A 25,625-nucleotide genomic window follows, 5' to 3' on the forward strand; every position below is an offset into this window, starting at 1 on the left:
CGTATCGCGTGCGCGGTCACAATCCGGAACCGCTGCCCGCAGCGTCTCCCTACCATGCTGCACATGAAGGGTTTTTCCGACAACAAGCATAGAGGGAGGAACGAGCGATGAGCGAGAGTGTACTGGGCGTATTTGCGTTGGCGATCGTCGAACTGTGGGCGGCGGTACCCCTGGGCCTGCACCTGAAGCTGCACCCAGCCGTGCTGGTGGCTGCGGCCACGGCGGGCGCGCTGCTGGGAGCATTGGCGGCCATGTTCCTGGGGGATGGTCTCCGCCGCCTGATGTTCTGGCGCAAGCGCGAGACCACGGAGCGCGGCCGCCTGTCCACCTGGCTGGCGGCCAAGGGGCCATGGGCGATCGGCCTGCTGGGGCCGGTGCTCATCGGTCCCGTGCTCGCCGCGGGCCTTGCGGGCGCGATCGGGCTGCCGAGGGCGCTCAGCATGATGCTGCTTGCCGTCGGCATCGTCTTCTGGACCATCGCCATCACCATGCTCGGCACGATGGGGCTGGCGGCGCTGGCTTAGTTCCCGCGCAGCGCTTTTTCCAGGTCGTCCAGCTCGGCCGGCTTGACCAGGTGGGCGTCGAAGCCCGCCTCCTGCGCGCGGCGGCGGTCTTCCGGCGATCCGTAGCCGGTGTGCGCCACCAGGCGGATGTCGGCCAGCTGGGGGTTGCGCTTGATGCGGCGCGCGACCTCGTAGCCATCCACGCCCGGCAGGCCGATGTCGAGCACGATCACGTCCGGCTTGTTCTGCAGCGCCAGCGTTTCGATCTGGCTGGCGTCGGCCGTGGTGCAGGTCTCGTAGCCCATCTCGCCAAGCAGGAAGCCCATCATTTCCATGGCGTCGACGTTATCGTCGACCAGCAGTACGCGCATACCGGCGCCCTCCTTTGTTGTGCATTCAACTTCCCCGTGCGGCTGCGCGGCGTGCGCGACGCGCAGCACCGGCAGCTCGACCGTGAAGGTGCTGCCCATGCCGATGCCGGGGCTGTCGGCCGACAGGCGCCCGCCGTGCAGGCCGATCAGGTGCGAAACCAGCGACAGACCGATGCCCAGGCCTTCCGGCGCGCGGTCCGGCGGCACCGCCACCTGGGCGAACATGCCGAAGATGCGCGGCAGGTTGTCCTCGGCGATGCCGATGCCGTTGTCGCGCACGGAAATGCGCACGCGATCGACCTCACGGTTGCCGTGGGCGAGGCTGACGTCCAGGGTGATCTCGCCATTTTTCGGGGTGAACTTGGCCGCGTTGTGCAGCAGGTTGCCGATCGATTGCGCCAGCCGCACCGAATCGCCCGAGACCCAGATCTGCTGCTCCGGCTGGCGCACCTCGAGCCGGTGGCCGCGCGCGGTGATCAGGGGAGCGGCGGTCTCGATCGCCTGGGCGATCACGGCGCCCAGGTCCACCTCTTCGCTGCGCAGCACGATCTTGCCTTCCGAGATACGGGCCACGTCGAGCAGGTCGTCCACCAGGTGCGCCAGGTGGTCGACCTGGCGCGTGATGACTTCGCGCGCGCGCGCCTGGCGCTCGGTTCCGCTGTCGTCCGTCGCACTCAGCAGCGCGGCCGCGTTGCGGATCGGGCTGAGCGGATTGCGCAGTTCGTGCGCCAGGGTGGCCAGGAACTGGTTCTTGTTGCTGTCGGCCGCGCGCAGCAGCGCTTCCATTTCCATGCGCGCCGTGATGTCGCTGGTCACGCGCGCCACGCGGTAGACCCTGCCGCGCGTATCGCGCACCGGGAACAGGCGGTCGCGCACCCAGCGCGTCTGGCCGTCCGGAGCACTGATGCGGAATTCCTCGTCGTAGTGGTGCTCGCTGGCCATGGCCTCCCAGCGGCGCCCCATGTCGGCGCGGTCATCCGGATGCACGGCGTCGAGCCAGGCGCCCGGCTGTTCGCTCAGCGCCTCGGCGCTGCGGCCCCAGATCTCGGCATAGGCCGGGCTGACGTAGACCAGCTCGCGGCCGGGCACGGTAAACATCCAGAACACGTCGTCGATGTTGTCGGTCAGCTGGCGAAATCGTTCCTCGCTGTCGCGCAGGTCGACCTGGGCCTGGCGCATGCGCAGCAGCGCGTTGACATTGGCGATCAGCTCGTCGGCCTCGATCGGCGCCGCCAGGTAGTTGTCGGCGCCGCCCTCCAGGCCGCGGATCTTGTCGGCGCGCCCGGTCAGCGCGGCCGAGGTCTGCAGCACCAGCACCTTGCTGGTATCGGAATCGGCCTTGATGCGGCGGCACACCTCGATGCCGTTGATGTCGGGAAGCTTCACGTCGAGCAGCACCAGGGCCGGCGCGGTACGCCTGACGATGTCGAGCGCGTCGGTGCCGTTGGCGGCCTCCACCACCTCGAAGCCCGCGCTCTGCAGGATGCGGGTCTTGGCGTAGCGTGCGCCATCGTTGTCGTCAACGTTGAGGATCAGGGTCGAGTGGGCGTTCATGGTTCGTTTCCGTCATGCTCTGCCGGCGGCTGCGGCGGCCGGCGCGGCAAGGTGAGCGTGAATGTCGAGCCGACGCCTACCGCGCTGGTGACGTCGACCCTGCCGCCGAGCAGCTCGGCGAGTTTGCGGCACAGCGGTAGTCCAAGCCCGGTTCCCTTGCTGCGCCGCTGCAGCGGGTGTTCGATCTGGCTGAACTCCTCGAAAATCAGTTGCAGGTTCTCCGGGCTGATGCCGATGCCGGTATCCGCCACCCCGAAGGAGATGGTATCCGCTTCCAGGTCGAGATTCGCGAACACCAGCACCGAACCGTGTTCGGTGAACTTGAGCGCGTTCGAGATGAAGTTGCGCAGGATCTGCTGGATCTTGCCTTCATCCGAATGAAAAGGCTCGTCGAAGCCCGAAGGCTCGAAGATCAGCTCCACCCGGCCTTCGTCCACCAGCGGGCGCATCATGCCCTTGAGGGTGCGGAACAGGTTCTCGACCACGACCGGCTCGACCGCGAGCTGCACCCGGCCAGCCTCGATCTTGGCCAGGTCGAGCAGGTCGTTGACCAGCTCGGACAAGTCGCCCGCCGCCTTGGCGATGAACCCCACCTGGCGCTCCTGCTCCACCGTCAGGTCGCCGTCCATGCGGTCCAGCAGCAGCTGGGCCAGGGCGCGGATCGAAGACAGCGGGGTGCGCAGTTCGTGGCTGGTGTTGGACAGGAAGCGCGACTTCATTTCGTCGGCGCGGCGCAGGCGCTCGGCCTTGTCCTCGATCTCGGCGTACAGGGCCACGATGCCGCGGTTGGTGTCTTCCAGCTCGCGCGTCAGCGACAGCAAGTCTTCCTGGCGTTCGCGCAGCTCGGCCAGGGTGGCCAGCAATTCCTGGTTTTGCAGCTGCAGCTCATGCATCGTGTTCGACACCGGGCTGTCGGCCAGGCGCGCGCCGATCTCGGCCAGGCGCACCGGCACGATGCGTTCCTGCGGCGGCAGCGCCTTGCGCACCGTGACCGTGGTCGCGCCCTGCACGCCCGGATCGACCTCGCAGGAGTCCATCAGGCGGTGCGCGGTGATGATCGCCAGTTCGTGCAGCGACTGCGCGCCGGCTTCGGCCTCGGGCGCCGCGGTGGCCGCGCGCGGCCCCGTGCCGGCGCTGACCAGCACTTCGAGATGCTGGCGTCCGCCCATGTCGCGCAGCTGGAACTGGGCGCGTCCGCCCGAGCCGTGCTGGCAGGCGCCGCGCGCCACTTCCGACACCGCGGTGGCGACCCGCACCTGGTCCTGCTGCGAAAAGCCCAGCAAGGCGGAAATCTGGCGCGCGCGCTGGCGCACCAGCACCACGTCCTGGTCGCGGTCCAGGCCGACACTCAGGATGCGCTGGACATTCACCTGCGCACCCCATGGCGCCTGACCACAAGCACCAGCGCATCGTCGCGCCGCCGGATGTAGTCGCGCATCAGGACCGCGGCGATCAGGGCCGGGCTGCGTCCTTCCAGCCCCGGATAGCGGTCCAGGTCCCACTGGGTCTGGATGCCGTCCGAGTGCAGGATGCACAAGGACTCGGGCGGAAACGGCAGGGCGAACTCCTGCACCTTGCGCATGTTGTGGCCCACGATGCCGTTGTGCGACACCAAGGAGCGGCGCGCGCCGTCGGCGCCGATCACGCAGCCCGCGATGTTGCCGACGCCGGCAAAGCGCAGCTCGTCGCTGGCGTAGTCCAGGCGGGCGGTGGCCATCGCGGCGCCGCGCGTGATGCGCAGGGCCTCGTGCGCCGCCTGCATCAAGGCGCCCGCTTCCGCGGCCGGACGCTGCTCGATGGCACCGATGGCGGCATTGGCGGCGCGCGCCGCTTCCGGCCCGTGCCCCAGGCCGTCGGCTGCCAGCAGGCTGGCGCCGCCCGCGGTGCAGGCGACCGCCCAGCCGTCGCCGCACTCTTCCTCGCCGGCCATCGGCGTCCACAGGGCGCCGACCTCCAGCCCGCAAGGATCGGGCGGCGGCTCGTCGCGCCACAGGCGCATGAAGAACACCGATCCCTTGCCATGCTCCGAAAACACGTCGAATTCGTCCGAGAGGCGGCGCAGCGCGCCCAGCCCGGTGCCGGCGGTGCCGGCGGTGGAGACACCGTCGACCAGGCTGTAGGCCAGGTCGACGATGCCGGGGCCCTTGTCCATGGCCAGCACGTCGATGCCGACGCCGGACGCCGACTGGGCCGGGCCGACATGGATATCGCCGGCGCCCGCATGCTTGAGGATATTGGTGGCCGCTTCGGTGATGATCAGGGCCAGCTGGCCGGCGCGCGTCTCGCCATAGCCGAGCGTGTCGGCCAGCTTCTGGCCGGCGCGGCGCACCGCGGCCACATCGCTCGGATGCTGGATCGCAAAGACGGCCTGGGGCGTGCGCGAGCTGATCAGCGTTTCCATTTGACCACCATGACGGCCGTCCCTTCACCGGGACGGCTGTCGATGTCGAAATCGTCGACCAGACGCTTGGAGCCGCCCAGGCCGAGACCCAGGCCACCGCCGGTGGTGAAGCCGTCGCGCAGCGCGCTGTCGAGGTCGGCGATGCCGGGGCCGGCATCGACGAAGACCAGCCCGATGCCCTTGCGCACGCCGTCGAACAAGGCGTCAAGGTACACCGCACCGCCCCCCCCATACTTCAGGGTGTTGCGTGCCAGCTCGCTGGCCGCCGTGACCAGCTTGGTCTGGTCGACCAGGGACAAGGCGATCGCCACCGCACGTTCGCGCACCTGCTTGCGCAGCCCGACCACGTCCTCGTCCGACCGCAGCGGCAGGATCACCCGCCCCGTGCGCTGCTGGCGGTGGCGCTCCAGCAACTCGGACTCGTACGGGACTGCATTGGTATGCGCGTCGCCCATCACTGGTAACTCTTTCCTAGCAGGGACATGCCCTTTTCGACGTTGAGCGCGGTCTTCACGCCGTGCAGGGTCAGGCCGAGCTCGACGAGCGTGATCGCGACCGCGGGCTGCATGCCGACGACGACGGTCTGGGCGTCCAGCACGCGCGCCATGGCGGCGGTGTTGCTGATCATACGCCCGATGAAGGAATCGACCAGGTCGAGCGCGGAAATATCGATCAGCACGCCCTTGGCGCCGTCGCGCACGATCCTCTCGGTCAGGTCGTCCTGCAAGGTCATGGCAAGGCGGTCATGCATGTCGACCTGGATCGTCACGAGGAGCAGGTCGCCCATGCGCAGGATAGGAATCCGTTCCATGGGTCCAGCCTCACGCGCCGTGTTTCGACACGAGCGCGGTCCCGGTACGCTCCAGCGCGACCAGGAAGGCGTCGGCCAGGGTGGCCTTGGTCATCACGTCTTCCAGATTCACGCCCAGGTGCACGATGGTCTGCGCGATCTGCGGGCGGATGCCGCTGATGATGCAGTCGGCGCCCATCAGGCGCGCCGCGGCGATGGTCTTCATCAGGTGCTGGGCCACCAGGGTGTCCACGGTCGGCACGCCGGTGATGTCGATGATCGCGATCGATGCGCCGGTGTCGACGATCTTCTGCAGGATGTTTTCCATCACCACCTGGGTGCGGGCCGAATCCAGGGTGCCGATCAGGGGCAGCGCCAGAATTCCGTTCCACAGCTTCACGACCGGGGTCGACAGCTCGAGCAGTTCCTGCTGCTGGCGCACGATGATCATGTCCTTGGTTTTCTGGAACACTTCGATGGTGTACAGGCCGAGCTTGTCGAGCAGGGTGCTGATCATCCAGGACGCGGAGGCCAGCGCCGGCGCGTCGTCCGCGAAGAACTGGCGCAAGTACTTGAACACCGGCTGCTTGAGCGAAAACACGAAGGTCGCGGTGTCGCTCGGGGTCGAGCCGGACTTGGCGCGGCTCGAGGAAATTTCGGCCAGCAGGTCGCGGACCTCGTCCCAGGAGCGGTGCTCGATGTTGTCGAGCTCGCCGGCGCGGGTGGCGGTGGTGACGGCGGCCAGGAATTGCTGGCAGTGATTACGCAGTTGCTCACGGGCCGCGCTCGTGCCGCGCACGGAAATCGCTTCCAGCTGGGCCAGCCATTCGGCGCCGATCGCCGCTTCGTTTTCCTGCAACATCTGGCTGATACGGCCTGCGTCATCCTTGGTGGTCATCGATCAATCCCTTTTATACGTTGTCGGTTGATTACGCTACGTGGCAAATCACTGCCCGTGTAGGTACACGAATGAGATAAACAGCCAACTATACCATTTCAGCCACGAAACCCTTGGCACGGTTGAGTTGTCTGGCAGATATTTTTGCTGCAAAGATGGAAATTCTTCCGACGCCGGCACATTGTGTCGCAAGGGCGACACGCATGTTACCTTTAGACTGGCCGGATGCGTGGCTTTCTCCGCTCTGCAGCGCGCCGGAAGCGCTCATTTTTCCCTGCGGTGAGCATACTCGTACAGCGCCGGCAACAGCAGCAGGGTGAGCACGGTCGACGAGACGATTCCGCCGATCACGACCGTCGCCAGCGGCCGCTGCACCTCGGCCCCCGTGCCGGTGGCCAGCGCCATCGGGACAAAACCCAGCGAGGCCACCAGCGCCGTCATCAACACCGGGCGCAGTCGCCCCATCGCGCCCTCTTCCACCGCCGGCCGCAGCAGCATGCCCTCTTCGCGCAGTTTGCGGATGAACGTCACCATCACCAGGCCATTCAGCACCGCGACCCCGCTCAGGGCGATGAAGCCGACCGCCGCCGAGATCGACATCGGTATGCCGCGCAGCCACAGGGCGCACAGCCCGCCCGTGAGCGCGAAGGGAATGCCGGTGAAGACCAGCAGGCCGTCCCTGGCATTGTTGAAGACCAGGTAGAGCAGCGCGAACGCCAGCGCCAGCGCCGCCGGCACCACCAGCCGCAGGCGCCCGGCGGCGGCCTGCAGGTGTTCGAACTGTCCGCCCCAGCTGGTCCAGTAGCCCGCCGGGACGGACACCCGCTGCGCGACCCGCTCCTGCGCCTCTGCCACGAAGGAGCCGATATCGCGTCCGCGCACGTTGGCGGTGACCACCACGCGGCGCTTGCCCTGTTCGCGGCTGAACTGGTTGGGGCTGGGCGCCAGGTCGAAGCTGGCGATCTCGCCCAGCGCGATGAAGCTGTGCGGCGCGCCCTCCTCCTTCACCGGCAGCGCCACCGGCAGGCGCCGCAGCGCCTCGATGTCGCCGCGCACCGTCTCAGGCAATCGCACCACAATCTCGAAACGGCGGTCGCCCTCGAACACGATGCCGGCCGCGCGGCCGGCGGTGGCGGTGGCGATCATTTCCTGCACATCGCCGATGTTCAGGCCCATGCGCGCGGCACGCTCGCGGTCTACCTTGATCTGCAACATCGGCAGGCCGGTGGTCTGCTCGACCTGCACTTCGCTCGCTCCCGCCACCTTGCGCAATTCGGCGGCGACGCGTGCCGCGGTGGCGTTCAGCACTTCCAGCTCGTCGCCGAACACCTTCACCGCCACGTCGCTGCGCACGCCGGAAATCAGTTCGTTGACGCGCAGCTGGATCGGCTGGCTGAATTCGTAGCTGTTGCCGGGCAGCCCGTCGAGCGTGTGGCGGATCGCCGCCAGCAGCTCCTCGCGCGTCTTTTTCGGGCGCGGCCAGTCGGCTTCCGGCTTGAGCATGATGATGCCGTCGGCCACGCTCGGCGGCATCGGGTCGGAAGCGATTTCGGCGGTGCCGATGCGCGCGAACACGCGCTCGATCTCGGGATAGCTGCGCACCAGGGTGGTCTCGATCTGCTGCTGCATCTTGACCGACTGCGACAGGCTGGTGCCGGGCACGCGCACGGTGAGCACGGCCAGGTCGCCTTCGTTCATGGTGGGCGCGAATTCCAGGCCCAGGCGCGTGGCCATCAGGCCCGATAGCGCCAGCACAAGGGCGGCGAAGGCCAGCGCCACCGGGCGGTTGGCCATCGCGTAGCGCAGGCAAGGCGCATACCAGCGGCGCGCGGCGTGCATCGCGCCGCTTTCCTTTTCCGTCACCTTGTCGCCGATGAACAAGGCCACCGCGGCCGGCACGAAAGTCACCGACAGGATCATCGCGCCCAGCAGGGCGATGACCACGGTGAAGGCCATCGGGTGGAACATCTTGCCCTCGATGCCGGTGAGGGCGAAGATCGGCAGGTAGACGATCATGATGATCAGCTGGCCGTAGATGAGCGGACGGCGCGCCTCCCGCGCCGCCTCGAACACCTCGTGGAAGCGCTCCTCGAGGGTGAGCGCCCGCCCCACGCGCGACTGTGCCTGGGCGATGCGGCGCACGCAGTTCTCGACGATGACCACGGCGCCATCGACGATGATGCCGAAGTCCAGCGCGCCCAGGCTGAGCAGGTTGGCGCTGACCCGGTTGCCCACCATGCCCGAGAAGGTGAACAGCATCGCCAGCGGAATCACCATCGCCGTGAGCAAGGCGGCGCGGATGTTCCCCAGGAAGAGGAAGAGCACCGCCACCACCAGCACCGCCCCTTCCAGAAGATTGGTGCGCACGGTGGCGATGGCCCGCTCGACCAGGTCGGTGCGGTCGTAGACCGTCACCGCCTTCACGCCCGCGGGCAGGCTGCGGTTGATCTCGGCCATGCGGCGGTCGACGGCCGTGGACACGGCGCGGCTGTTCTCGCCCAGCAGCATGAACACGGTGCCGAGCACCACTTCCTGGCCGTTCTCGGTGGCGGCGCCGGTGCGCAGCTCGCGCCCGACCGAGACCTCGGCCACGTCGCGGATGCGCACCGGGATGCCGTTCACGGTCGTCACCACGATGTTGCCGATGTCGCCCGTGGATGCGGCCTGGCCCGGCGCGCGCACCAGGTACTGCTCGCCTTCGCGCTCGATATAGCCGGCGCCGACGTTGCTGTTGTTCTTTTCCAGCGCGCGCACGATGTCGGCCAGCTCCAGGCCATAGGACGACAAGCTCGCCGTATCCGGCGCCACCAGGTATTCCTTGTCGTAGCCGCCGATGGAATTGATCTCGGTGACCCCGGGCACGGTGCGCAATTGCGGCTTGATGATCCAGTCCTGGATCTCGCGCAGGTCGGTCGGCGTATAGGACGTGCCGTCGGGCTTCTTCGCGCCGGGCACGGTCTCGACGGTCCATAGATAGATCTCGGACAGGCCGGTGGCGATCGGGCCCATGGCCGGGACCGCGCCCGGCGGCAGCTGGCCGCGCGCATCCTGCAGGCGCTGGCTGACCAGCTGGCGCGCGAAGTGGATGTCGGTGCCCTCCTCGAATACGACTGTCACCTGCGACAGGCCGTAGCGCGACAGGGAGCGGAACTGCTCGAGTCCGGGCAGGCCGGAGAGCACGGCCTCGACCGGATAGGTGATGCGCTGCTCGGTCTCGAGCGGCGAATAGCCAGGGGCATGGGTGTTGATCTGCACCTGCACGTTGGTGACGTCGGGGACGGCGTCGATCGGCAGGCGCTGGTAGTTGTAGATGCCGAGGATGGCCATGGCGAGCACCGCCAGCATGACCAGCCAGCGGTGGGCGATGGAGGCCCGGATGATGCGTTCGAACATGGGTCGCCTTCTCGTCAGTGGTGGTCGGCCTCGCCCTTGCCCTGCTCCGCCTTGATGGCGAAGCTGCCGGCAGCGGCAACGCGTTCGCCGGCGCGCAGGCCGGACGTGATCTCGACAAAGCGGCCGTCCGAGCGGCCGGTGGCGACGGCCTGGGCGGCGAAGCCCTCCTTCATGCGCCGGTAGACGACCTGGCGTCCGTCCAGGGTCTGGATCGCTTCGCGCGGCACCGCCACTGCCGCCTGGCTGGAACCGGTGACCACGTCGACGTTCACCGCCAGGCCGGGACGCCAGGCGGCGCCGGGATTGGCCAGCACCACGCGCGCCGTGGCCGAGCGCGACGCCGCGCCGACCAGCGAACTGACGAAACTCACCTTGCCCGGCGCCGAGGTCTCGGACGCGATGGAACGGATCACGGCGTCCGTGCCGACCCGTACGATGTCGAGATCCTTGGCCGGCACCACCACGTCGGCCCACACGGTGGACAGGTCGGTCAGGGTGAACACGCGAGTGTCGGCGCCCACCACCTCGCCCAGCGCGATGTGCTTCTCGACGATGATCCCGTCGAAGGGCGCGCGGATCTGCAGGCGGTTCGACGTCCCGCCGCCAAGCGTGCCGAGCGCGTGCAGCTGCTGGCGCGCGGCTTGCCGCGCGATCTCGGCCTCGTGCAGTTCCTGCTCCGCCTTGAGCAAGTCCTGGCGCGCCGAGATCTGTTCTTCCCATAGGGTCTTTTCAAGCGCGTGCAGCTTGCGCGCATAGGCCAGGCGGCGTTCCGCCGCCGCCAGCGCGCCGCGCTGGGCCGCCACGTCGGCGCTCGCGATCACGGCCAGCACGTCGCCCTTGCGCACCCGGTCGCCCAGGTTGGCGGGCACCGATTCCACCGCGCCCGCCGCACGCGGGGTGACGTGGGCCGTGCGGTCTTCGTTGAGGGCGATCTGGCCGGGCATGCGCAGGAAGGTTTCCATCTGCATGGGACCGGCATCAATCAGCGCGATGCCGGCGGCTTGCACCTGGGCGTCGCTGAAGCGGATCATGCCATGGTCCTCGTGCCCGTCACCCTGCCCTTCTTCATGCTGTTCCTGGCTCGTCTCGGCCGCGTGTTCGTCGCTTGGCGCCGGCGCACGGTCGCGCGCCAGGACCAGCGCGGCGATGGCGAGGGCCACCGCCAGCATGAGGGCGACGACCCTGGTTTGCTGCTTGTTCATGGGTTCTCCTGGGCTGCGGACGTTCCCGCCAGCCGCGCAATATCGGCCGCCGCGCGATGGCTCTCGGCGGCGGCGTTCAGGTATTGGTTTTTCGATTGGAACAGCGTGCGCTGGGCGTCGAGCACCTCGAGGAAGCCGAACTTCCCGAGCTCGAAGCCGCGGCTCGCGGCGCGGTAGGCGCTTTCCGCGCCGGGCAGGATCTCGGCCGCGATCAGGGCCGCTTCGTCCAGCGAGGCGTTCAGGCGGGCCTGCGCCCGGGCCAGCTCGGCGTGCAGGCGCACCCGCTCGGCGTCCTGCTCGTCGCGCGCCTTGTCGACGCGGCGCAGCGCGTCCAGCACCGCGCCGCCGTTACGGTTGAACAGCGGGATCGGCACCGAGATGCCGACCACGGCCTGGTTGCGGTCCTCCAGTCCTTCGCGGCGTGTGCCTACGATCAGGGTCAGGTCCGGAATGCGGCGTGACTGTTCCACCCGGGCCAATGCCTCGCGATGCCCGACCTGGGCGCGCGCACGCTGCATGGACGGCGCCGCGTCGAGCCGTGCGCCGAGCTGGGGCAGCGGCGCGGCCACGGGAAGCTCGCCGGCGGGCGGTGCAATCCGCAAGCCGGCCGCATCGCCGCCCCACAGCGCGGCCAGCTGGACGCGCGCCTGCTCGAGATCGCGCGCGGCCTGGATCACCTCGATCCGCGCCCCGGCGTGGGCCACGCGGGCGCGGGTCGCATCGACCGGCGACACCTTGCCCACCTCGACGCCCCTGGCGCCGATGTCCACAGCGCGCGCGGCGAGCGCCGCCAGTTCCTGCGCCATGCGGTGACGTTCGAGGGCGGCGGCCAGCGCGTAGAAGGCGGCGGTGGTATCGGCGCGCAGCTGCACGCGCAGATCGGCCAGCGCGAGCGCCGCCAGTGTGCGCTCCTGGCGCGCGGCATCGACCCGGGCGGCGCGCTTGCCGCCCAGTTCGAAGGGAATGCTCAACTGGGCGGTCGTGGTGCGGCTCTCGCGCCGCTCGCCTTCACGCAGCAGCTCGAGTTCGGGATTCGGCAGGCTGCCGGCCTGCGCCAGCGCGCCCTCGTGGGCCGCGAGCTCGCTGGCGGCGGCGCGCAGGCCGGGGTTCGCCTGCAAGGCGCGTTCGATGGCGCCGGCCAGGGTCAGCGGCGATGCAGGCTGCGCCGCGGCCGGCGCCGGGGCGGCCGCGAACAGGGTTGCCGCCAGCAAGAGCGGCTTGAACAGGGATGTCATGGTGTGGCTCCGAACAGGTCAAGGTTCGGCGGGCACTGTGCGCCGCGCGAGGCGGCGTGAAGGATGCAGGTCTCCCGCCGGGTCAGGCGCGGAGCAGCCGGTCGGGCGGCGGAATCAGGTCGGGAATGTGCGAGACATAGCGCCGCACCGTGCCGCGCAAATGCGGCGCGCCTTTCGGCAGCGGCAGGTCGGGATTGGCGGACGGGATCGCGCTGGCGGAGAGGTGGTGGCAGGCGTCGCAGCCGCCGTCGCAGCAGGGCTGGTCCGCATCGCCGTCATCGCCGGGGGTTTGCTGTTGCTGGTCCACCGTCTGGCTGCTTTGCTGGGCGGCCTTGCCCTCCTCGCCGATGCAGCATGCGCATGCGGCTGCCCACGCCGCCTGGAGAGGCAGGAGCGCGAGCAGCAGTATGATCAACAGACGTTTCATCGGATTCCCGGTTCGGCACGGACGCGGACAGGCCGCGCCCACAGTGTGCACGAAAAAACCCGACGTGGCTATAGCCGGTATCTGCCTGCAAGGGCTAGATGCGTGTGACAGGCGGGACCATCCGGACCTGGGCCACCTTCCCTGTCTGCCGGTCGATCGTGAAGATCAGGAGATAGCCTTTGCCGTACTGGCTCTCGACGCTCGTGGGGCCGACGATATAGGCGATCTCATCATCTTGCTTGGCGTGGCCGGTGGGCTCGCCGAGCAAGTCCTGGAGCGCTTTCTGGGTGAGGCGGTTGGGCGGATACTGGCTCATGAAGGAAGCCAGCATGCGTCCGCGCGTGACCTGGTCGGCCTTCGCCCATGCTTGCGGCGTGAAATGCTCGTCGCCGAGCGCGTGGATCTGGCCCTCCACGGAGTAATCCGAACAGCCGTGCAGGAGGCCGAGCGCCAGCAGCCAGGCAAGTATCCATCTCATCAGCATTCCCGTGTGCGCTCCGAAGGCGTGGCGACCCCGGCCATTTTTGACCAGGGACCGGGCCAGCGGTTTGCTTCAGATCAATAACGACAAAAAGACTGGATTTTCTTGCGCCGGCCTGTCGATCTCGCGCGTCCTCGTTCGTCGTCAGGGGGCAGGACCTGTCATCCCAACGCACATGAGGACATCATGAACAAGCAGATCATCGTCAACCTTCCGGTCAAGGACCTGGACAAGTCCAGGGCCTTCTTTGCCAACCTCGGTTTCAGCGTCAATCCGCGGTTCAGCGGCGAGCATGCGGTCTCCATGGACATCGTGGACGGCATCCATGTCATGCTGATGACCGAAGCCTTCTTCAGGTCCCTGATCGACAAGCCGGTGGTGCAGGCGAAGGAAGCCAACGAGGCCATCATCTGCCTGAGCTGCGAAAGCCGGGAAGAATTGGACAGCCTGATCGCCAAGGCCGTCGCCGCCGGCGGACGCACACCGCATCCGCCGGAGGATCATGGTTTCATGGTCGACCAGGGTTTCGAGGATCTCGACGGCCATCTGTGGAATCTGGTCTGGATGGCGCCCCAGGCGTGATGCGGCAATCCGACTGGCGCGGCATGGCCTGACGATCGGACTATTTCAGCGGCGGCACCAACTCGACTTCTTCCACATTCCCGGTACGCTTGTCCGTGATGAAAACCAGCATGCGTTCCTTTCCGTACTGGCTCTCCACCGTGGCCGGCCCGATAAGGTAGGCAAGATTTTCATCGTAGTCGTAGTAGCCGGTCGGCTCGCCCAGCAACTGCTTCACCTGCTGGGTCGTTAATCGGTCCGGCGGGTGCTTGGCAAGGAACGACGCCACCATGTGTTCCCGCTCGGCCGTTGACGCCACCGCCCATCGTTCAGGAGCGAATTCACGGTCGCCGAGCGCACGCGCCTGATTCTCGACCGGTTCACGTGTGCAAGCAGCGGCAAGCAAGAGCAGGAGAACAAGGACGATTGAAGAACGCATCGCGTCATTTCACCATAATTTTTAGCTTACCCGCTTGCAGGGCCGCCATGCATCGCATGCTGAGCGCCTGATCCGTTCCTTTGACGCGTCCGATATCGAGTCCAATGCGATTGTTGTGGATGTCCATGGTCTTTTCAGCCGGAGGATTGGCTGGAAAGGCTTCATGTGCCGTCGTGAACTTCAGTGCATCCTGAAAACCGAGTTCGCGTGCGAGAAGCGCTGACCAGTAACAGTGGCGAAACGCATCTGACCTGTCATTGTGGCCGTTGCGTCCGAAACGCCTTTGCGTCTCTTTATACGCAGTATCTCGAGCCGCCTGGATGGCAAACGCATGATAGGGCCTGCTGCGCAAATACGATTGTTCTTGTGGAGTCAGTCGCTGAAACTGCTTATACAGTGTGGCTGCCATGGTGTCCTTTCCGCTGATTCGAGTTCGCGGCCACGGCACCAACACTTTCACACCGAAGCCGATCGAGTAATTCTGGCGTTCGGCACCTCATGTGTGCTTGGGGCGGGTCAAGCCTATAGCAGACTTCAGGTTGACACATGCGAACCAGTGGATCGGCAATAAAAAAACCGTCAGGCTCACGCACGGGCGCCCTGTTGCTTATTTGTCAAAGACAGCTGAATCCTTTGCGCCGACGCGCCACTTGGAGGAACATTCCATCGTGCTCCCTGGAGGCGATCATGGCAAACGACGCACCGCAAAAATCCCTGTGGGATCGGGTCACCGCTATCGCGACGATATTGATCCCCGCCGCGATCGCACTCGCGGGTCACCTGATCGCACAGGGTCTGAAGGAAGCCGAGCTGGCCAGCGAAGAGCGTCGCGCCGAGCAGTCGCGGGCACTGATGGACGCGAACACGAAGATTGCGCAAGGCAACCTGATCAACACCCTGATGAAGTCGCTCACCAGTGACAAACCGCACGTACGCCGCCTGGCCGTCCAGGCTGTCCTGATCGCGCTTCCCGACCAGGGCCCCGTGCTGGCGCGCACCATCGCGCAATCGGACGAGAGCAATGAAGTCCAGGCCTCGGCGCGCCAATCGATCGCCCAGCGGGTCGACACCCTGATCCGGGATCTGTTCGCGCCCCAGGCATCGGCGCGCGTCAGGGCGGCCCAGGAGCTGGTCAGTGGCTGGCGGGGCGATGCCGCCGCGGCGGGCGCCATTGTCCAGTATGCGCGGCATCCCGGCAACGAGAACGGCATCTTCAACGCCATCGTGGTGCTGTCCGACTTCAGCGCAGAAGCCCTGGCGCCGCACAAGCCGGCGATCCGCGAGCTGGCGGAAGCGGCCCGCAAGCTGGGGTCGAGAACCGAGGCCCGTGTCCAGGTCCTGTTACGGCGCCTCGATGCCATCCCAAGCTGAAGCTGCCGATCTAAGCCCTGCGCTTGGCTTCAGCGCTTTTCCTTGTTGATCAGCTGCAGAAGCTTGAACGCTTCGCGTTCGATGGCTGGTTCCGCATCCGCGAGTTCCTTGCTCGCCTGGACATAGGCTGCGCGCTTGCGCTCCTTCTTTTCCTCCTGCGGAACGACCGGCTTCGTTCCTGGCATGATGATCTGCGAGCCGCTGTTGTACTTGTTGTGGATGACCTGCTTGCCATAAGGCGTGTTATAGAAGCGGGTCATCTCGATCGCGGTGTCGGCGGAAATGAGCTGCGCCATCGGCGCCGCGAGACGCTGGTAAATCTCCGCAGGCGGTGTCTTTTTGAGCTTGGCGAACACGGCCTGCCGCTGCGCGTCGCTCTGGTAACGGCTGCGAGCCGCGACACCGTTCAACATTTTCTCGGCCTGCATTGCGCTGAGTAGCCCCTGCACGGCGTTGACGTGGGCGGGACTTGGTGCTGCGGTGCTGGTTGGGTGCACCGTGGCAGCGGAGTATGCGGGACCCGCCGAGAACAGCGATAGGCCCAGTACGGCCGGGATGACAAGCTTCATGCACGTCCTTTCGAAGTGTGAGTTGACCGCCCTTCGCCATGCGAAAGGACGAAAGCCGACGGCAAAGACTGCAGTCGTCAAGTTCGGGAATGATGCCAGTTCCTGGTCAGGAACACTGTGTGGATTCTCACTGATCCGGTCTTCGCGCCTGGCCCGCCTCCATTCCGCGGACAAAAAAAACCGCCAGGCTCACGCACTGGCGGTTTTTGCGGCTGGAGGCCGGAGCAGGATTACTGCGCCGCGCCTTCCACCGGATCGGCAGCCTTCATCGACAGCTTCAGGCGGCCGCGCTCGTCGGTCTCGAGGACCTTCACGCGCACTTGCTGGCCTTCCTTCAGGTAGTCGGCAACGGCGTTGACGCGCTCGTTGGCGATCTGCGAGATGTGCAGCAGGCCGTCCTTGCCCGGCATGACCTGGACGATCGCGCCGAAGTCCAGCAGCTTGAGCACGGTGCCGTCGTAGGTCTTGCCCACTTCGACCGATGCGGTCAGCTCTTCGATGCGGCGCTTGGCTTCCTGGCCGGCGGCGGCATCGACCGACGCGATGGTCACGACGCCTTCGTCGGTGATATCGATCTGGGTGCCGGTTTCCTCGGTCAGCGCGCGGATGACGGCGCCGCCCTTGCCGATCACGTCACGGATCTTTTCCGGATTGATGCGGATGGTGATCAGGCGCGGTGCGAAGTCCGACAGCTCGGTCTTCACGGTCGGCATGGCCTTCTGCATCTCGGCCAGGATGTGCTGGCGGGCTTCCTTGGCCTGTGCCAGCGCCACCTGCATGATTTCCTTGGTGATGCCCTGGATCTTGATGTCCATCTGCAGCGCGGTGATGCCTGCAGGGGTACCGGCGACCTTGAAGTCCATGTCGCCCAGGTGGTCTTCGTCACCCAGGATGTCGGTCAGGACGGCGAACTTGCCGCCTTCCTTGATCAGGCCCATGGCGATGCCGGCGACGTGCGCCTTCATCGGCACGCCGGCGTCCATCAGCGCCAGGCAGCCGCCGCAGACCGAAGCCATCGACGACGAGCCGTTCGACTCGGTGATTTCCGAGACCAGGCGCACCGAGTAGCTGAAGTCTTCCGGGTTGGGCAGCGCAGCGACCAGCGCGCGCTTGGCCAGGCGGCCATGGCCGACTTCGCGGCGCTTCGGGGTGCCCACGCGGCCGGTTTCGCCGGTGGCGAACGGAGGCATGTTGTAGTGCAGCATGAAGTCGTCGGTGTACTCGCCCATCAGCGCGTCGATCTTCTGGCTGTCGCGCGCGGTGCCGAGGGTGGCGACCACGAGCGCCTGGGTCTCGCCGCGGGTGAACAGGGCCGAGCCGTGGGTACGCGGCAGGACGCTGGTGCGGATCGCGATCGGACGCACGGTGCGGGTGTCGCGGCCGTCGATACGCGGCTCGCCTTCCAGGATCTGCGAACGCACGACCTTGGCTTCCATGTCGAACAGGATGTTGCCGACTTCGGCCGCATCGGCGTCGACGCCTTGCGCCGCCAGCTCGGCCATCACTTCGCTCGACAGCGACTTCAGCTTTTGCTGGCGCGCCGATTTTTCGCGGGTCTGGTACGCGTCGCGGACCTTGGCGCCGGCCAGTTCGCCCACGCGGGCGATCAGTGCTTCGTTCTTCGGCGCCGGCGCCCACTCGACTTCCGGCTTGCCGCCGTCGGCGACCAGGTCGTGGATCGCATCGATCACGACCTTCATCTGGTCGTGGCCGAAGACGACCGCGCCCAGCATCACTTCTTCGGACAGCTGCTGCGCTTCCGATTCCACCATCAGCACGGCGGTTTCGGTGCCTGCCACGACCAGGTCCATCTGCGAGGTCTTCAGCTCGGTGGTGGTCGGATTCAGGATGTACTGGCCGTTCGCGTAGCCGACGCGCGCCGCGCCGATCGGGCCGTTGAACGGGATGCCGGCGATGCACAGGGCGGCCGAGGCGCCGATCATCGCAGGGATGTCCGGATCGATCTCAGGATTGACCGACAGGACGTGGATGATGACCTGGACTTCGTTCAGGTAGCCTTCCGGGAACAGCGGGCGGATCGGACGGTCGATCAGGCGCGAGGTCAGGGTCTCTTTTTCGGAAGGACGGCCTTCACGCTTGAAGAAGCCGCCCGGGATCTTACCGGCTGCGTACGTTTTTTCCATGTAGTCGACGGTCAGCGGGAAGAAATCCTGGCCCGGCTTGGCGTCCTTCTTGGCGACCACAGTGGCCAGCACGACCGTGTCTTCGACCGACACAACGACGGCGCCGGATGCCTGGCGCGCGATTTCACCCGTCTCCAGGGTGACCGTGTGCTGACCGTACTGGAAGGTTTTCGTAACTTTGTTAAACATGGGTAATCCCTTTCTATTTGCCGACAGATTTTCAGGGGCTGTCGTTCACCTCACCACGGGCCGCACCGGGCGGCCTTTACTGCAAAACAACAAAAAACCGGTACAAACAAAAAATGCCCGCGACAGGGTTACTGGCGCAGGCATTTCGTGACTAAACCGTCTGGCGCAACGATTACTTACGCAGGCCGAGTTTGGCGATCAGGTCGCGGTAACGGTTCGCGTCGGTACGCTTCAGGTAAGCCAGCAGGCTCTTACGACGGTTGACCATCATGATCAGGCCACGACGCGAGTGGTGATCCTTCTGGTGTGCCTTGAAGTGGCCGTTCAGCTCGTTGATACGTGCGGTCAGCAGTGCGACCTGGACTTCCGGCGAACCGGTGTCGTTTTGGCCACGTGCGTTGTCCGCGATGATCGCGGCTTTGTTGATGTTTTCTACGGTCATGATGTTACCTTTCACATGCGGTGCAAGAGTCGGAACCCAGCGCACCGTGATTATCAAAAAACCTGCCCTGAATGGACAGACCCGCCAGTATAGGTGAAAACGCTTCGTGGAGCCAGTGTTTGCATCCGCTGGATGGGGCATGATGAGGTTTTGGAAGCGATTTGCAGGTGCCGCGATGACAAATGTGATCAAGATTGCAATATTTGGCGCCCTGCTGGCGCTGACGGGCTGTGCGGGGCTGATGCGCGAGGCCCCGCAGCCGGGCGACCCGCTCGACGCCGTGTACGCCAAGCTGGGAACGCCGACCTCGGTCTACCGCGGCGGCGATGAGCAGGTGCTGGAGTATGCGACCGGGCCCATGGGGCAATTCACCTGGATGGCGCACATCGGGGCCGATGGGCGGCTGGTCTCCTACGAGCAGGTGCTGACCGGAGAGAAGTTCGCGACCATCAAGGTGGACCGGGCGACCAAGGAAGACGTGCTGCGCACCCTGGGCCGGCCGGCGGAGGTGTCGCGGGTGGCCATGCACGATTACGAGGTGTGGTCGTACCGGTACAAGGAGGCTGGGGTGTGGAATTCGCTGATGCACGTGCACTTCGACCGGCAGGGGGTGGTGCGGATGATGATGAACGGGCCGGATCCGAGGTATGACCCGAAGGATCGGTTTTGGTGAAGGCTTGGTGTTAGTGGCTGCGGTGCGGACTTGGGTCCCCGCCTTCGCGGGGACGACGTTTACGGGTGGCGGATTCCAGATACCGTAACTTGGACCACGTCCTTTAGCACGTCAGTCCCGCCACTGGCGGCAATGACTCCCCGCGAAGGCGGGGACCCAAGTTTGGCCGAGCAGCGATAACGCCCCTCACACCCCCTGCGGATTCACCCTCTCCACTTTCGACTGCAGCTTGTTCAATCCCGACAGGTAAGCCTTGGCCGACGCCACGATAATGTCCGGATCCGCCCCCACGCCATTGACGATCCTTCCCGCATGCGACAAGCGAATGGTCACCTCCCCCTGCGAGGCCGGCCCGTTGCTGATCGCATTGATCGAAAACAGCACCTGCTCCGCCCCGCTCCCCACGACGCTCTCGATCGCCCTGATGGTCGCGTCCACCGGCCCGTCGCCGCTGCCCTCGGCCGCCACTTCCTTGCCGTCCATCGAGAACACGATGCGCGCATGCGGCAGTTCGCCCGTCTCCGAGCGCTGCGACAGGGACACGAAGCGGTAGATCTCCGCCCCCTGCGACCGGTCCTCGTCCGAGACCAGGGCCATGATGTCCTCGTCGAAGATGTCGGCCTTGCGGTCCGCCAGCTCCTTGAAGCGGGCGAAGGCGGCGTTGACCTCGGCCTCGGACTCCAGCGCGATGCCCAGTTCCTGCAGGCGCGCCTTGAAGGCGTTGCGGCCCGAGAGCTTGCCGAGCACGATCTTGTTGGCGGTCCAGCCCACGTCCTCGGCGCGCATGATCTCGTAGGTCTCGCGCGCCTTCAGGATGCCGTCCTGGTGGATGCCCGAGGCGTGCGCGAAGGCGTTGGCGCCCACCACCGCCTTGTTCGGCTGCACCGCGAAGCCGGTGATCTGCGAGACCATCTTTGAAGCGGGCACGATCTGGGTGGTGTCTACCCCAACGGCCAGGTGATAGAAATCGTGGCGCGTGCGCAGCGCCATCACGACTTCCTCGAGCGAGGTGTTCCCAGCCCGCTCGCCCAGGCCGTTGATCGTGCATTCGATCTGGCGCGCGCCGCCGATGACGACGCCGGCCAGCGAATTCGCCACCGCCAGGCCAAGATCGTTGTGGCAGTGGACCGACCATACCGCCTGGTCCGAATTCGGCACCCGCTCGCGCAACCGGCGGATGCGCTCGCCGAACTGCTCGGGCACCGCATAGCCGACGGTATCGGGGAAGTTGATGGTGGTCGCGCCCTCAGCGATCACGGCTTCGAGCACGCGGCACAGGAAGTCCTCGTCCGAGCGGCTGCCGTCCTCGGGCGAGAACTCGATGTCGTCGGTGTATTGGCGTGCGCAGCGGATGGCCAGCCTGGCCTGTTCCAGCACCTGCTCGGGCTCCATGCGCAGCTTCATCTGCATGTGGAGGGGCGACGTGGCGATGAAGGTGTGGATGCGCTTGCGCGCGGCGGGCTCCAGGGCCTCGGCGGCGCGGGCGATGTCGCGGTCGTTGGCGCGCGACAGCGAGCAGATGGTGGATTCGCGCACCGCGCTCGATATCGCGCGGATCGCCTCGAAGTCGCCGGGCGAGGCGGCCGCGAAGCCGGCCTCGATGACGTCGACCCGCAGCCGTTCGAGCTGGCGCGCGATGCGCACCTTCTCGTCCTTCGTCATCGACGCCCCGGGCGACTGCTCGCCGTCGCGCAGGGTGGTGTCGAAAATGATCAGGCGGTTCGGGTCGGGCATGGGGAGCTCCGGTCAAGGTTGGATGAATGTCGCGGCGCCCCCTTGCCTGCTAGCGCCGCCGCTGCTCTTCCTCGTGCTCGTCGTGGTCGTCATCAAGCGGGATGATGCTCACCGGCCGGCCCTTGGCGCGGCGCATGACGAACACCACGTAGCCGGACAGGCCGTAGATCACGAAGATCGGCCACAGCACCTTGGGCGGGTCGATCGCCAGCAGCGCCAGTGCCAGCGCGATCAGGAAGACCACGATGAAGGGCACCGACTTGCGGAAATTGACGTCCTTGAAGCTGTAGAAAGGCACGTTCGACACCATGGTCAGGCCCGCGAACACGGCGATGCCCCAGCTCACCCAGTCCACCTGGCGCGAGCTGACATTGATGTCGGGGTCGGTCATCATCATGATGAAACCCACCACCAGGGCCGCCGCGGCCGGGCTGGGCAAGCCCTGGAAGAAGCGCTTGTCGACCACCTCGATGTTGGTGTTGAAGCGGGCCAGGCGCAGCGCGGCGCCGGCGCAGTAGATGAAGGCGGCGATCCAGCCCAGCTTGCCCAGGCCGCGCAGCGACCACTCGTAGATCACGAGCGCGGGCGCGGCGCCGAAGGACACCATGTCGGACAGGGAGTCGTACTGGGCGCCGAACTCGGACTGGGTATTGGTCAGGCGCGCGATGCGGCCGTCCAGCGCGTCCAGGATCATGGCGATGAACACGGCCCAGCAGGCGTGCTCGAAGCGCTGGTTCATCGCCATCACGATGGCGTAGAAGCCGCAGAACAGCGCGGCGGTGGTGAAGGCGTTGGGCAGCAGGTAGATGCCGCGGCCGCGCTCGCCCGGCAGGCGGTCGTTGGCGCGGCGTCCGAAACGCTTCAGGCGGGCGAAGCGCGGTGCTTTCGGCACGGCCCCTGGTGTTCTTCTTCTTGGAAAGGTTGGCATAAGGAATTTTCAAGTAAGCGCCAAACGGCTGTTCTCCGCATTATAGAGGCGGAGAACCGTTGTTAGCGAACCGTTACGCTTGGCAAAACCTTACCTTCACGTTTTACTTGAACCTGACCTTGCCCACCAGGCGCATTTGCAGGGTGGTTTCGCCCGGTTCAAAGCTCGGTTCCGGCATTGCATCGGCCATCTCGCGCTTGGCGCTCATGCGGGCCATCATCGGCGCCGCCGCCATGTCGCCCTGGCCGCCGGCATAGTTGCCCGAGCCTTCGAAATCGACCGTCTCGATCGACGCGTCGGCCAGCTTGCGGCCCATGGCGTTGGCGATCGAGGCAATGCGCTCGTTCAGGTTCTTGTAGGTGGCCGCGATGCGCTGGTCATCCAGGCGCTTCTCGGTGGCGGGGGCCAGGCCGAACTGGATGCCGTTGATCGCCAGCACTTTCTGCGCGCTGGCGGCGGTCTTCGGCAGGCTGTCCAGGCTGGTGGTTTTCATCTCCAGGTACTGGCCCACGCGCCAGGCCACCGGCACCGGCGGCTTGGCCACGCCATCGACCGGGCGCGGCGGCTGCACGTTTTCCGGATAGACCGGGTAGGTGAAATAGCCCATGGTCTTGAACTCGGCGCGCGGGTCGGCCTTGCGCAGGATCTCGGTGCCTTCTTTCATCTTGCGGTTCACGCGCTCGGCGGCCTTGGCCTTGTCCTTGTCGTGCTCTTCGACGCTGAAGGTGACGATCGCCTGGTCGTTCGCGTGGCGCACTTCGCCGAAGGCCGGGACGATCACCATGCTGCCTGCGGTCGACACCGCCGACGGGGCCGCCTGGGCCTGGACCTGGGCATAGGCCTGGGAGGCGAACAGCAAGGCAATCAGCAGGGTGGGTTTGGCGAGGGACATGTTGTTCTCCTGAAACTGGGGACAGCGACATGCTGTCATGGCCGCCACGATACCGTTTTTCGTTGCGGCGCGAGCTTTCTGTAATGGAAAGTTGCAAACAATTGCAAATGGTGACGATTCATCCAATGGGGCGCTCGAAACCCGGCAAGGACGCCAGTTGCCCGATGGCGAAGTCGATGAACAGCCTGGTCCGCAAAGGCTGGTACTGGCGCGACGGGTACAACAGGAACAGATCCTGGGGGCGGGCCGACCAGGCCGGCAGCACACGCACCAGAGCGCCGCTGTCGAGCAGGTCGCGCACCAGCCACTCCGGGCAGAGCCCAATGCCGCTGCCGAGCGCCAGGGCCTCGCGGATGGCCAGCGCATTGTTCACGCGGTAGCGGCTGGCGGTCTCGACTTGCCGGGGTTCTCCACCGCTGAACAGGTCGACCATGGCGCCCGGCGTCCAGGCGAAGCGCACGAAGTCGTGCGCCGGCAGGTCCTCGGGCAGCGCCGGCGTTCCGCGCCGCGCCAGGTAGGCCGGCGCGGCCACCAGCATGCGCGAAATCGTGGCCAGATGGCGGCCGATGGCGTCCGGCGGCAAGGTGCCGCCCAGGCGGAAGGCGAGGTCGACGCCCTCCTCCACCAGGTCGACGAAACGGTCATTGAGGATCAGTTCGATGTCGATGCCCGGGTGCGCCGCCAGGAACTGCTGGACCATGGCATTCAGGCGGTACTGGCCGAGCGCGACCGGCGCATTGATGCGCAACAGCCCGGAAGCCTGCCCCGTCATGCCCTGGACGCCGCTTACCGCGGCGTCGAACTGCTCCAGCACCAGCTTGGCGTCGCGGTAGAAGCGCTGTCCCTGCTCGGTCGGCGACAGACCGCGTGTGCTGCGCTCGAACAGGCGCACGGCCAGCCGGCGCTCCAGCTGGGCCAGCAGCTTGGACACGGTCGGCTGGGTCGTACCGCATTCGCGCGCCGCCGACGACAGGCTGCCCAATTCCACTGTTCGGACGAACGTCCGCATTGCCCGCAATGTATCCATGATGTAGTCATTCTTAATTGGAATAAGCGATCTTCGATCCTACCATCTTCATTGTCACTGTCGAATGACCTATCGTGGACCCAACGCGATCTGAAGGAGAACACGATGACAGCCCATCCCACGGCGACTGCCTTTCTCGGCCTGGCCCTTGCCTTTGGCGGAGAGGCACTGGCGGACGCCAAGGCGCCCAGGAAGGAACAATGGATCACCTCATGGTATGCGGCGCCCCAGCCTGGCTGGGACAGCAGCTTCGTCCTGCCGATGAAGGTGCCCGCCTATCTCGACAAGCAGACCGTGCGCGACACCATCCGCCTGAGCGCCGGTGGGCGGCGCATCCGGCTGGTGTTCTCGAACCGCTACGGCAGCGCGCCGCTCAAGCTGGGCGAGGTCAGGGTGGCGACCGAAGCGGGCCAGGCGCATCCGTTGCGCTTCGGGGGCAAGACCGATGCCGTCATCCCGCCTGGCGCGGCGCTGACGAGCGATCCCCTCGCCTTTCCGGTAGCGCCGCTGGCGCGCCTGAGCGTCACCAGCTACCTGCCTGAGCGCACCGCCGTGTCGACTTTCCATTGGGGCGGCCAGCAGAGCTTCCGGCTCTTGCCCGGCAATGCGGGCGGAAGCGGCCGGGCCGGCGCCCGCGTCGAAGGACGCTTGTTCCTGAACGCCGTGCTGGTCGAGGCCACGCCGGGCGGCCGCACCGTGGTAACCCTGGGCGATTCGATCACGGATGGGAATGGCTCGACACCGGATGCGGACCGGCGCTGGCCCGACTTCCTGGCGCAGCGCCTGGCGCCGCATGGCGTCGCCGTCGCCAACGCCGGCATCTCCGGGGCGCGCCTCCTGCGTGACGGCATGGGCCGCAATGCCCTGGCGCGCTTCGACCAGGATGTGCTCAGCCAGCCCGGCGTCTCGGACCTGATCGTCCTGCTCGGCATTAACGATATCGGCTGGCCGGGCAGCCCCTTCGCCCCGCAGGAAAGCCCCGTGACCCTGGACGAGCTCAGTGCCGGCTACCGCCAGCTGGCCGCGGCGGCGCATGCACGAGGTCTGCGCATTACCGTGGGCACCCTGCCGCCTTTCGAAGGCGCGCTCGAAGGCACGCCCTTCGCCGGCCACTACAGCCCCGCCAAGGAAAGGATGCGCCAGCAACTGAACGCCTGGATCCGCACGGCCGGCGTGTTCGATGCCATCGTCGACTTCGATGCCGTGCTGCGTGACCCGGGCAACCCGCGGCGGATGCGCGCCGCCTTCGATGCGGGCGACCACCTGCATCCGGGCGACGCGGGTTACCGCGCCATGGCGGCGGCCGTCGACATCGCACCGATGCTGGGCCGCGCGCATTCTGTCACCGGCAAGGAGGCGGCACGATGAGCCAGCGCCTGTTCGAACAGCTCAGCCTGGAAC

25 protein-coding genes are annotated in these 25,625 nt (G+C 66.5%); 5 read left to right on the forward strand and 20 right to left on the reverse strand.

Annotated elements, in window-relative coordinates; all coding sequences use genetic code 11:
• Positions 1–107: 107 nt before the first annotated feature.
• Positions 108–524, forward strand: a complete 417-nt coding sequence (locus tag V7778_RS03075; protein WP_335551880.1) for a hypothetical protein — start codon at positions 108–110, stop codon at positions 522–524.
• Here the strand turns inward: V7778_RS03075 and V7778_RS03080 are convergent.
• From V7778_RS03080 to V7778_RS03130, 11 genes are all read right to left on the reverse strand, one after another.
• Entirely contained in the window at positions 521–2,428 is a 1,908-nt protein-coding gene (locus V7778_RS03080) for a hybrid sensor histidine kinase/response regulator (protein WP_335551881.1), read from the reverse strand. The genes V7778_RS03075 and V7778_RS03080 overlap by 4 nt on opposite strands.
• Positions 2,425–3,798: an ATP-binding protein gene (locus V7778_RS03085; RefSeq protein WP_335551882.1), complete on the reverse strand. Its 1,374-nt coding sequence runs from the start codon at positions 3,796–3,798 to the stop codon at positions 2,425–2,427. The genes V7778_RS03080 and V7778_RS03085 overlap by 4 nt, the downstream gene beginning before the upstream one ends.
• On the reverse strand, positions 3,795–4,829 hold the full coding sequence (locus V7778_RS03090; protein WP_335551883.1) for an ATP-binding protein: 1,035 nt from the start codon (positions 4,827–4,829) through the stop codon (positions 3,795–3,797). Before V7778_RS03090 ends, V7778_RS03085 begins: the two co-directional genes overlap by 4 nt.
• The gene (locus tag V7778_RS03095; RefSeq protein WP_335551884.1) at positions 4,817–5,284 is read right to left on the reverse strand and encodes an anti-sigma regulatory factor; all 468 of its coding nucleotides are present in this window, start codon (positions 5,282–5,284) and stop codon (positions 4,817–4,819) included. The genes V7778_RS03090 and V7778_RS03095 overlap by 13 nt, the downstream gene beginning before the upstream one ends.
• The gene (locus V7778_RS03100) at positions 5,284–5,640 is read right to left on the reverse strand and encodes an STAS domain-containing protein (RefSeq protein ID WP_335551885.1); all 357 of its coding nucleotides are present in this window, start codon (positions 5,638–5,640) and stop codon (positions 5,284–5,286) included. Before V7778_RS03100 ends, V7778_RS03095 begins: the two co-directional genes overlap by 1 nt.
• A gap of 10 nt (positions 5,641–5,650) precedes the next feature.
• Positions 5,651–6,517 carry an STAS domain-containing protein gene (locus tag V7778_RS03105; RefSeq protein WP_335551886.1) on the reverse strand — a complete coding sequence of 289 codons (867 nt, stop codon included), beginning with the start codon at positions 6,515–6,517 and terminating at the stop codon, positions 5,651–5,653.
• 264 nt (positions 6,518–6,781) lie between these two features.
• Positions 6,782–9,910, reverse strand: a complete 3,129-nt coding sequence (locus V7778_RS03110; protein ID WP_335551887.1) for a CusA/CzcA family heavy metal efflux RND transporter — start codon at positions 9,908–9,910, stop codon at positions 6,782–6,784.
• Positions 9,911–9,924: 14 nt separating this feature from the next.
• Complete coding sequence (locus tag V7778_RS03115; RefSeq protein ID WP_335551888.1) at positions 9,925–11,112, reverse strand: efflux RND transporter periplasmic adaptor subunit; 1,188 nt, start codon at positions 11,110–11,112, stop codon at positions 9,925–9,927.
• Entirely contained in the window at positions 11,109–12,347 is a 1,239-nt protein-coding gene (locus V7778_RS03120) for a TolC family protein (RefSeq protein ID WP_335551889.1), read from the reverse strand. Before V7778_RS03120 ends, V7778_RS03115 begins: the two co-directional genes overlap by 4 nt.
• A gap of 82 nt (positions 12,348–12,429) precedes the next feature.
• Complete coding sequence (locus tag V7778_RS03125) at positions 12,430–12,774, reverse strand: hypothetical protein (protein WP_335551890.1); 345 nt, start codon at positions 12,772–12,774, stop codon at positions 12,430–12,432.
• 94 nt (positions 12,775–12,868) lie between these two features.
• Positions 12,869–13,252, reverse strand: coding sequence for a hypothetical protein (locus V7778_RS03130; RefSeq protein WP_335551891.1), 384 nt, complete (start codon positions 13,250–13,252; stop codon positions 12,869–12,871).
• A gap of 189 nt (positions 13,253–13,441) precedes the next feature.
• Between V7778_RS03130 and V7778_RS03135 the strand changes: the two genes are divergently transcribed.
• Positions 13,442–13,837 (forward strand): VOC family protein, encoded by a 396-nt coding sequence (locus tag V7778_RS03135; RefSeq protein WP_335551892.1) that lies wholly within the window; start codon positions 13,442–13,444, stop codon positions 13,835–13,837.
• Positions 13,838–13,877: 40 nt separating this feature from the next.
• Here the strand turns inward: V7778_RS03135 and V7778_RS03140 are convergent, their stop codons facing one another.
• Together V7778_RS03140 and V7778_RS03145 are read right to left on the reverse strand one after the other, a co-directional pair.
• A complete protein-coding gene (locus V7778_RS03140) occupies positions 13,878–14,255 on the reverse strand; it encodes a hypothetical protein (protein WP_335551893.1) in 378 nt (125 codons plus the stop codon).
• Between the two features lie 4 nt (positions 14,256–14,259).
• On the reverse strand, positions 14,260–14,664 hold the full coding sequence (locus V7778_RS03145) for a DUF6973 domain-containing protein (RefSeq protein WP_335551894.1): 405 nt from the start codon (positions 14,662–14,664) through the stop codon (positions 14,260–14,262).
• Positions 14,665–14,942: 278 nt separating this feature from the next.
• Between V7778_RS03145 and V7778_RS03150 the strand changes: the two genes are divergently transcribed.
• Complete coding sequence (locus V7778_RS03150) at positions 14,943–15,626, forward strand: hypothetical protein (RefSeq protein ID WP_335551895.1); 684 nt, start codon at positions 14,943–14,945, stop codon at positions 15,624–15,626.
• Positions 15,627–15,655: 29 nt separating this feature from the next.
• Here V7778_RS03150 and V7778_RS03155 read toward each other — a convergent pair whose 3' ends face one another.
• From V7778_RS03155 to rpsO, 3 genes are all read right to left on the reverse strand, one after another.
• On the reverse strand, positions 15,656–16,195 hold the full coding sequence (locus V7778_RS03155) for a hypothetical protein (protein WP_335551896.1): 540 nt from the start codon (positions 16,193–16,195) through the stop codon (positions 15,656–15,658).
• Between the two features lie 230 nt (positions 16,196–16,425).
• Positions 16,426–18,528 carry a polyribonucleotide nucleotidyltransferase gene (pnp, locus tag V7778_RS03160; RefSeq protein ID WP_335551897.1) on the reverse strand — a complete coding sequence of 701 codons (2,103 nt, stop codon included), beginning with the start codon at positions 18,526–18,528 and terminating at the stop codon, positions 16,426–16,428.
• Positions 18,529–18,700: 172 nt separating this feature from the next.
• Entirely contained in the window at positions 18,701–18,970 is a 270-nt protein-coding gene (gene rpsO / locus V7778_RS03165; RefSeq protein ID WP_211521235.1) for a 30S ribosomal protein S15, read from the reverse strand.
• 175 nt (positions 18,971–19,145) lie between these two features.
• Here rpsO and V7778_RS03170 point away from each other — a divergent pair, with 175 nt between their 5' ends.
• Positions 19,146–19,643, forward strand: coding sequence for a hypothetical protein (locus tag V7778_RS03170; RefSeq protein WP_335551898.1), 498 nt, complete (start codon positions 19,146–19,148; stop codon positions 19,641–19,643).
• A gap of 186 nt (positions 19,644–19,829) precedes the next feature.
• Here the strand turns inward: V7778_RS03170 and V7778_RS03175 are convergent, their stop codons facing one another.
• The 4 genes from V7778_RS03175 to V7778_RS03190 form a co-directional block, all read right to left on the reverse strand.
• Positions 19,830–21,377, reverse strand: a complete 1,548-nt coding sequence (locus V7778_RS03175) for a 2-isopropylmalate synthase (RefSeq protein WP_335551899.1) — start codon at positions 21,375–21,377, stop codon at positions 19,830–19,832.
• A 49-nt stretch (positions 21,378–21,426) separates the two neighbouring features.
• Complete coding sequence (gene pssA / locus V7778_RS03180; RefSeq protein ID WP_335551900.1) at positions 21,427–22,305, reverse strand: CDP-diacylglycerol--serine O-phosphatidyltransferase; 879 nt, start codon at positions 22,303–22,305, stop codon at positions 21,427–21,429.
• Between the two features lie 103 nt (positions 22,306–22,408).
• Positions 22,409–23,197, reverse strand: coding sequence for an SIMPL domain-containing protein (locus tag V7778_RS03185; RefSeq protein ID WP_335551901.1), 789 nt, complete (start codon positions 23,195–23,197; stop codon positions 22,409–22,411).
• Between the two features lie 118 nt (positions 23,198–23,315).
• Positions 23,316–24,206 (reverse strand): LysR family transcriptional regulator, encoded by an 891-nt coding sequence (locus V7778_RS03190; RefSeq protein WP_335551902.1) that lies wholly within the window; start codon positions 24,204–24,206, stop codon positions 23,316–23,318.
• A 123-nt stretch (positions 24,207–24,329) separates the two neighbouring features.
• Here V7778_RS03190 and V7778_RS03195 point away from each other — a divergent pair, with 123 nt between their 5' ends.
• Entirely contained in the window at positions 24,330–25,592 is a 1,263-nt protein-coding gene (locus V7778_RS03195; protein WP_335551903.1) for an SGNH/GDSL hydrolase family protein, read from the forward strand.
• Positions 25,593–25,625 lie beyond the last annotated feature (33 nt).

The sequence above is a fragment of the Massilia sp. DD77 genome (genome assembly GCF_036961685.1).
GTDB lineage: Bacteria > Pseudomonadota > Gammaproteobacteria > Burkholderiales > Burkholderiaceae_D > Telluria.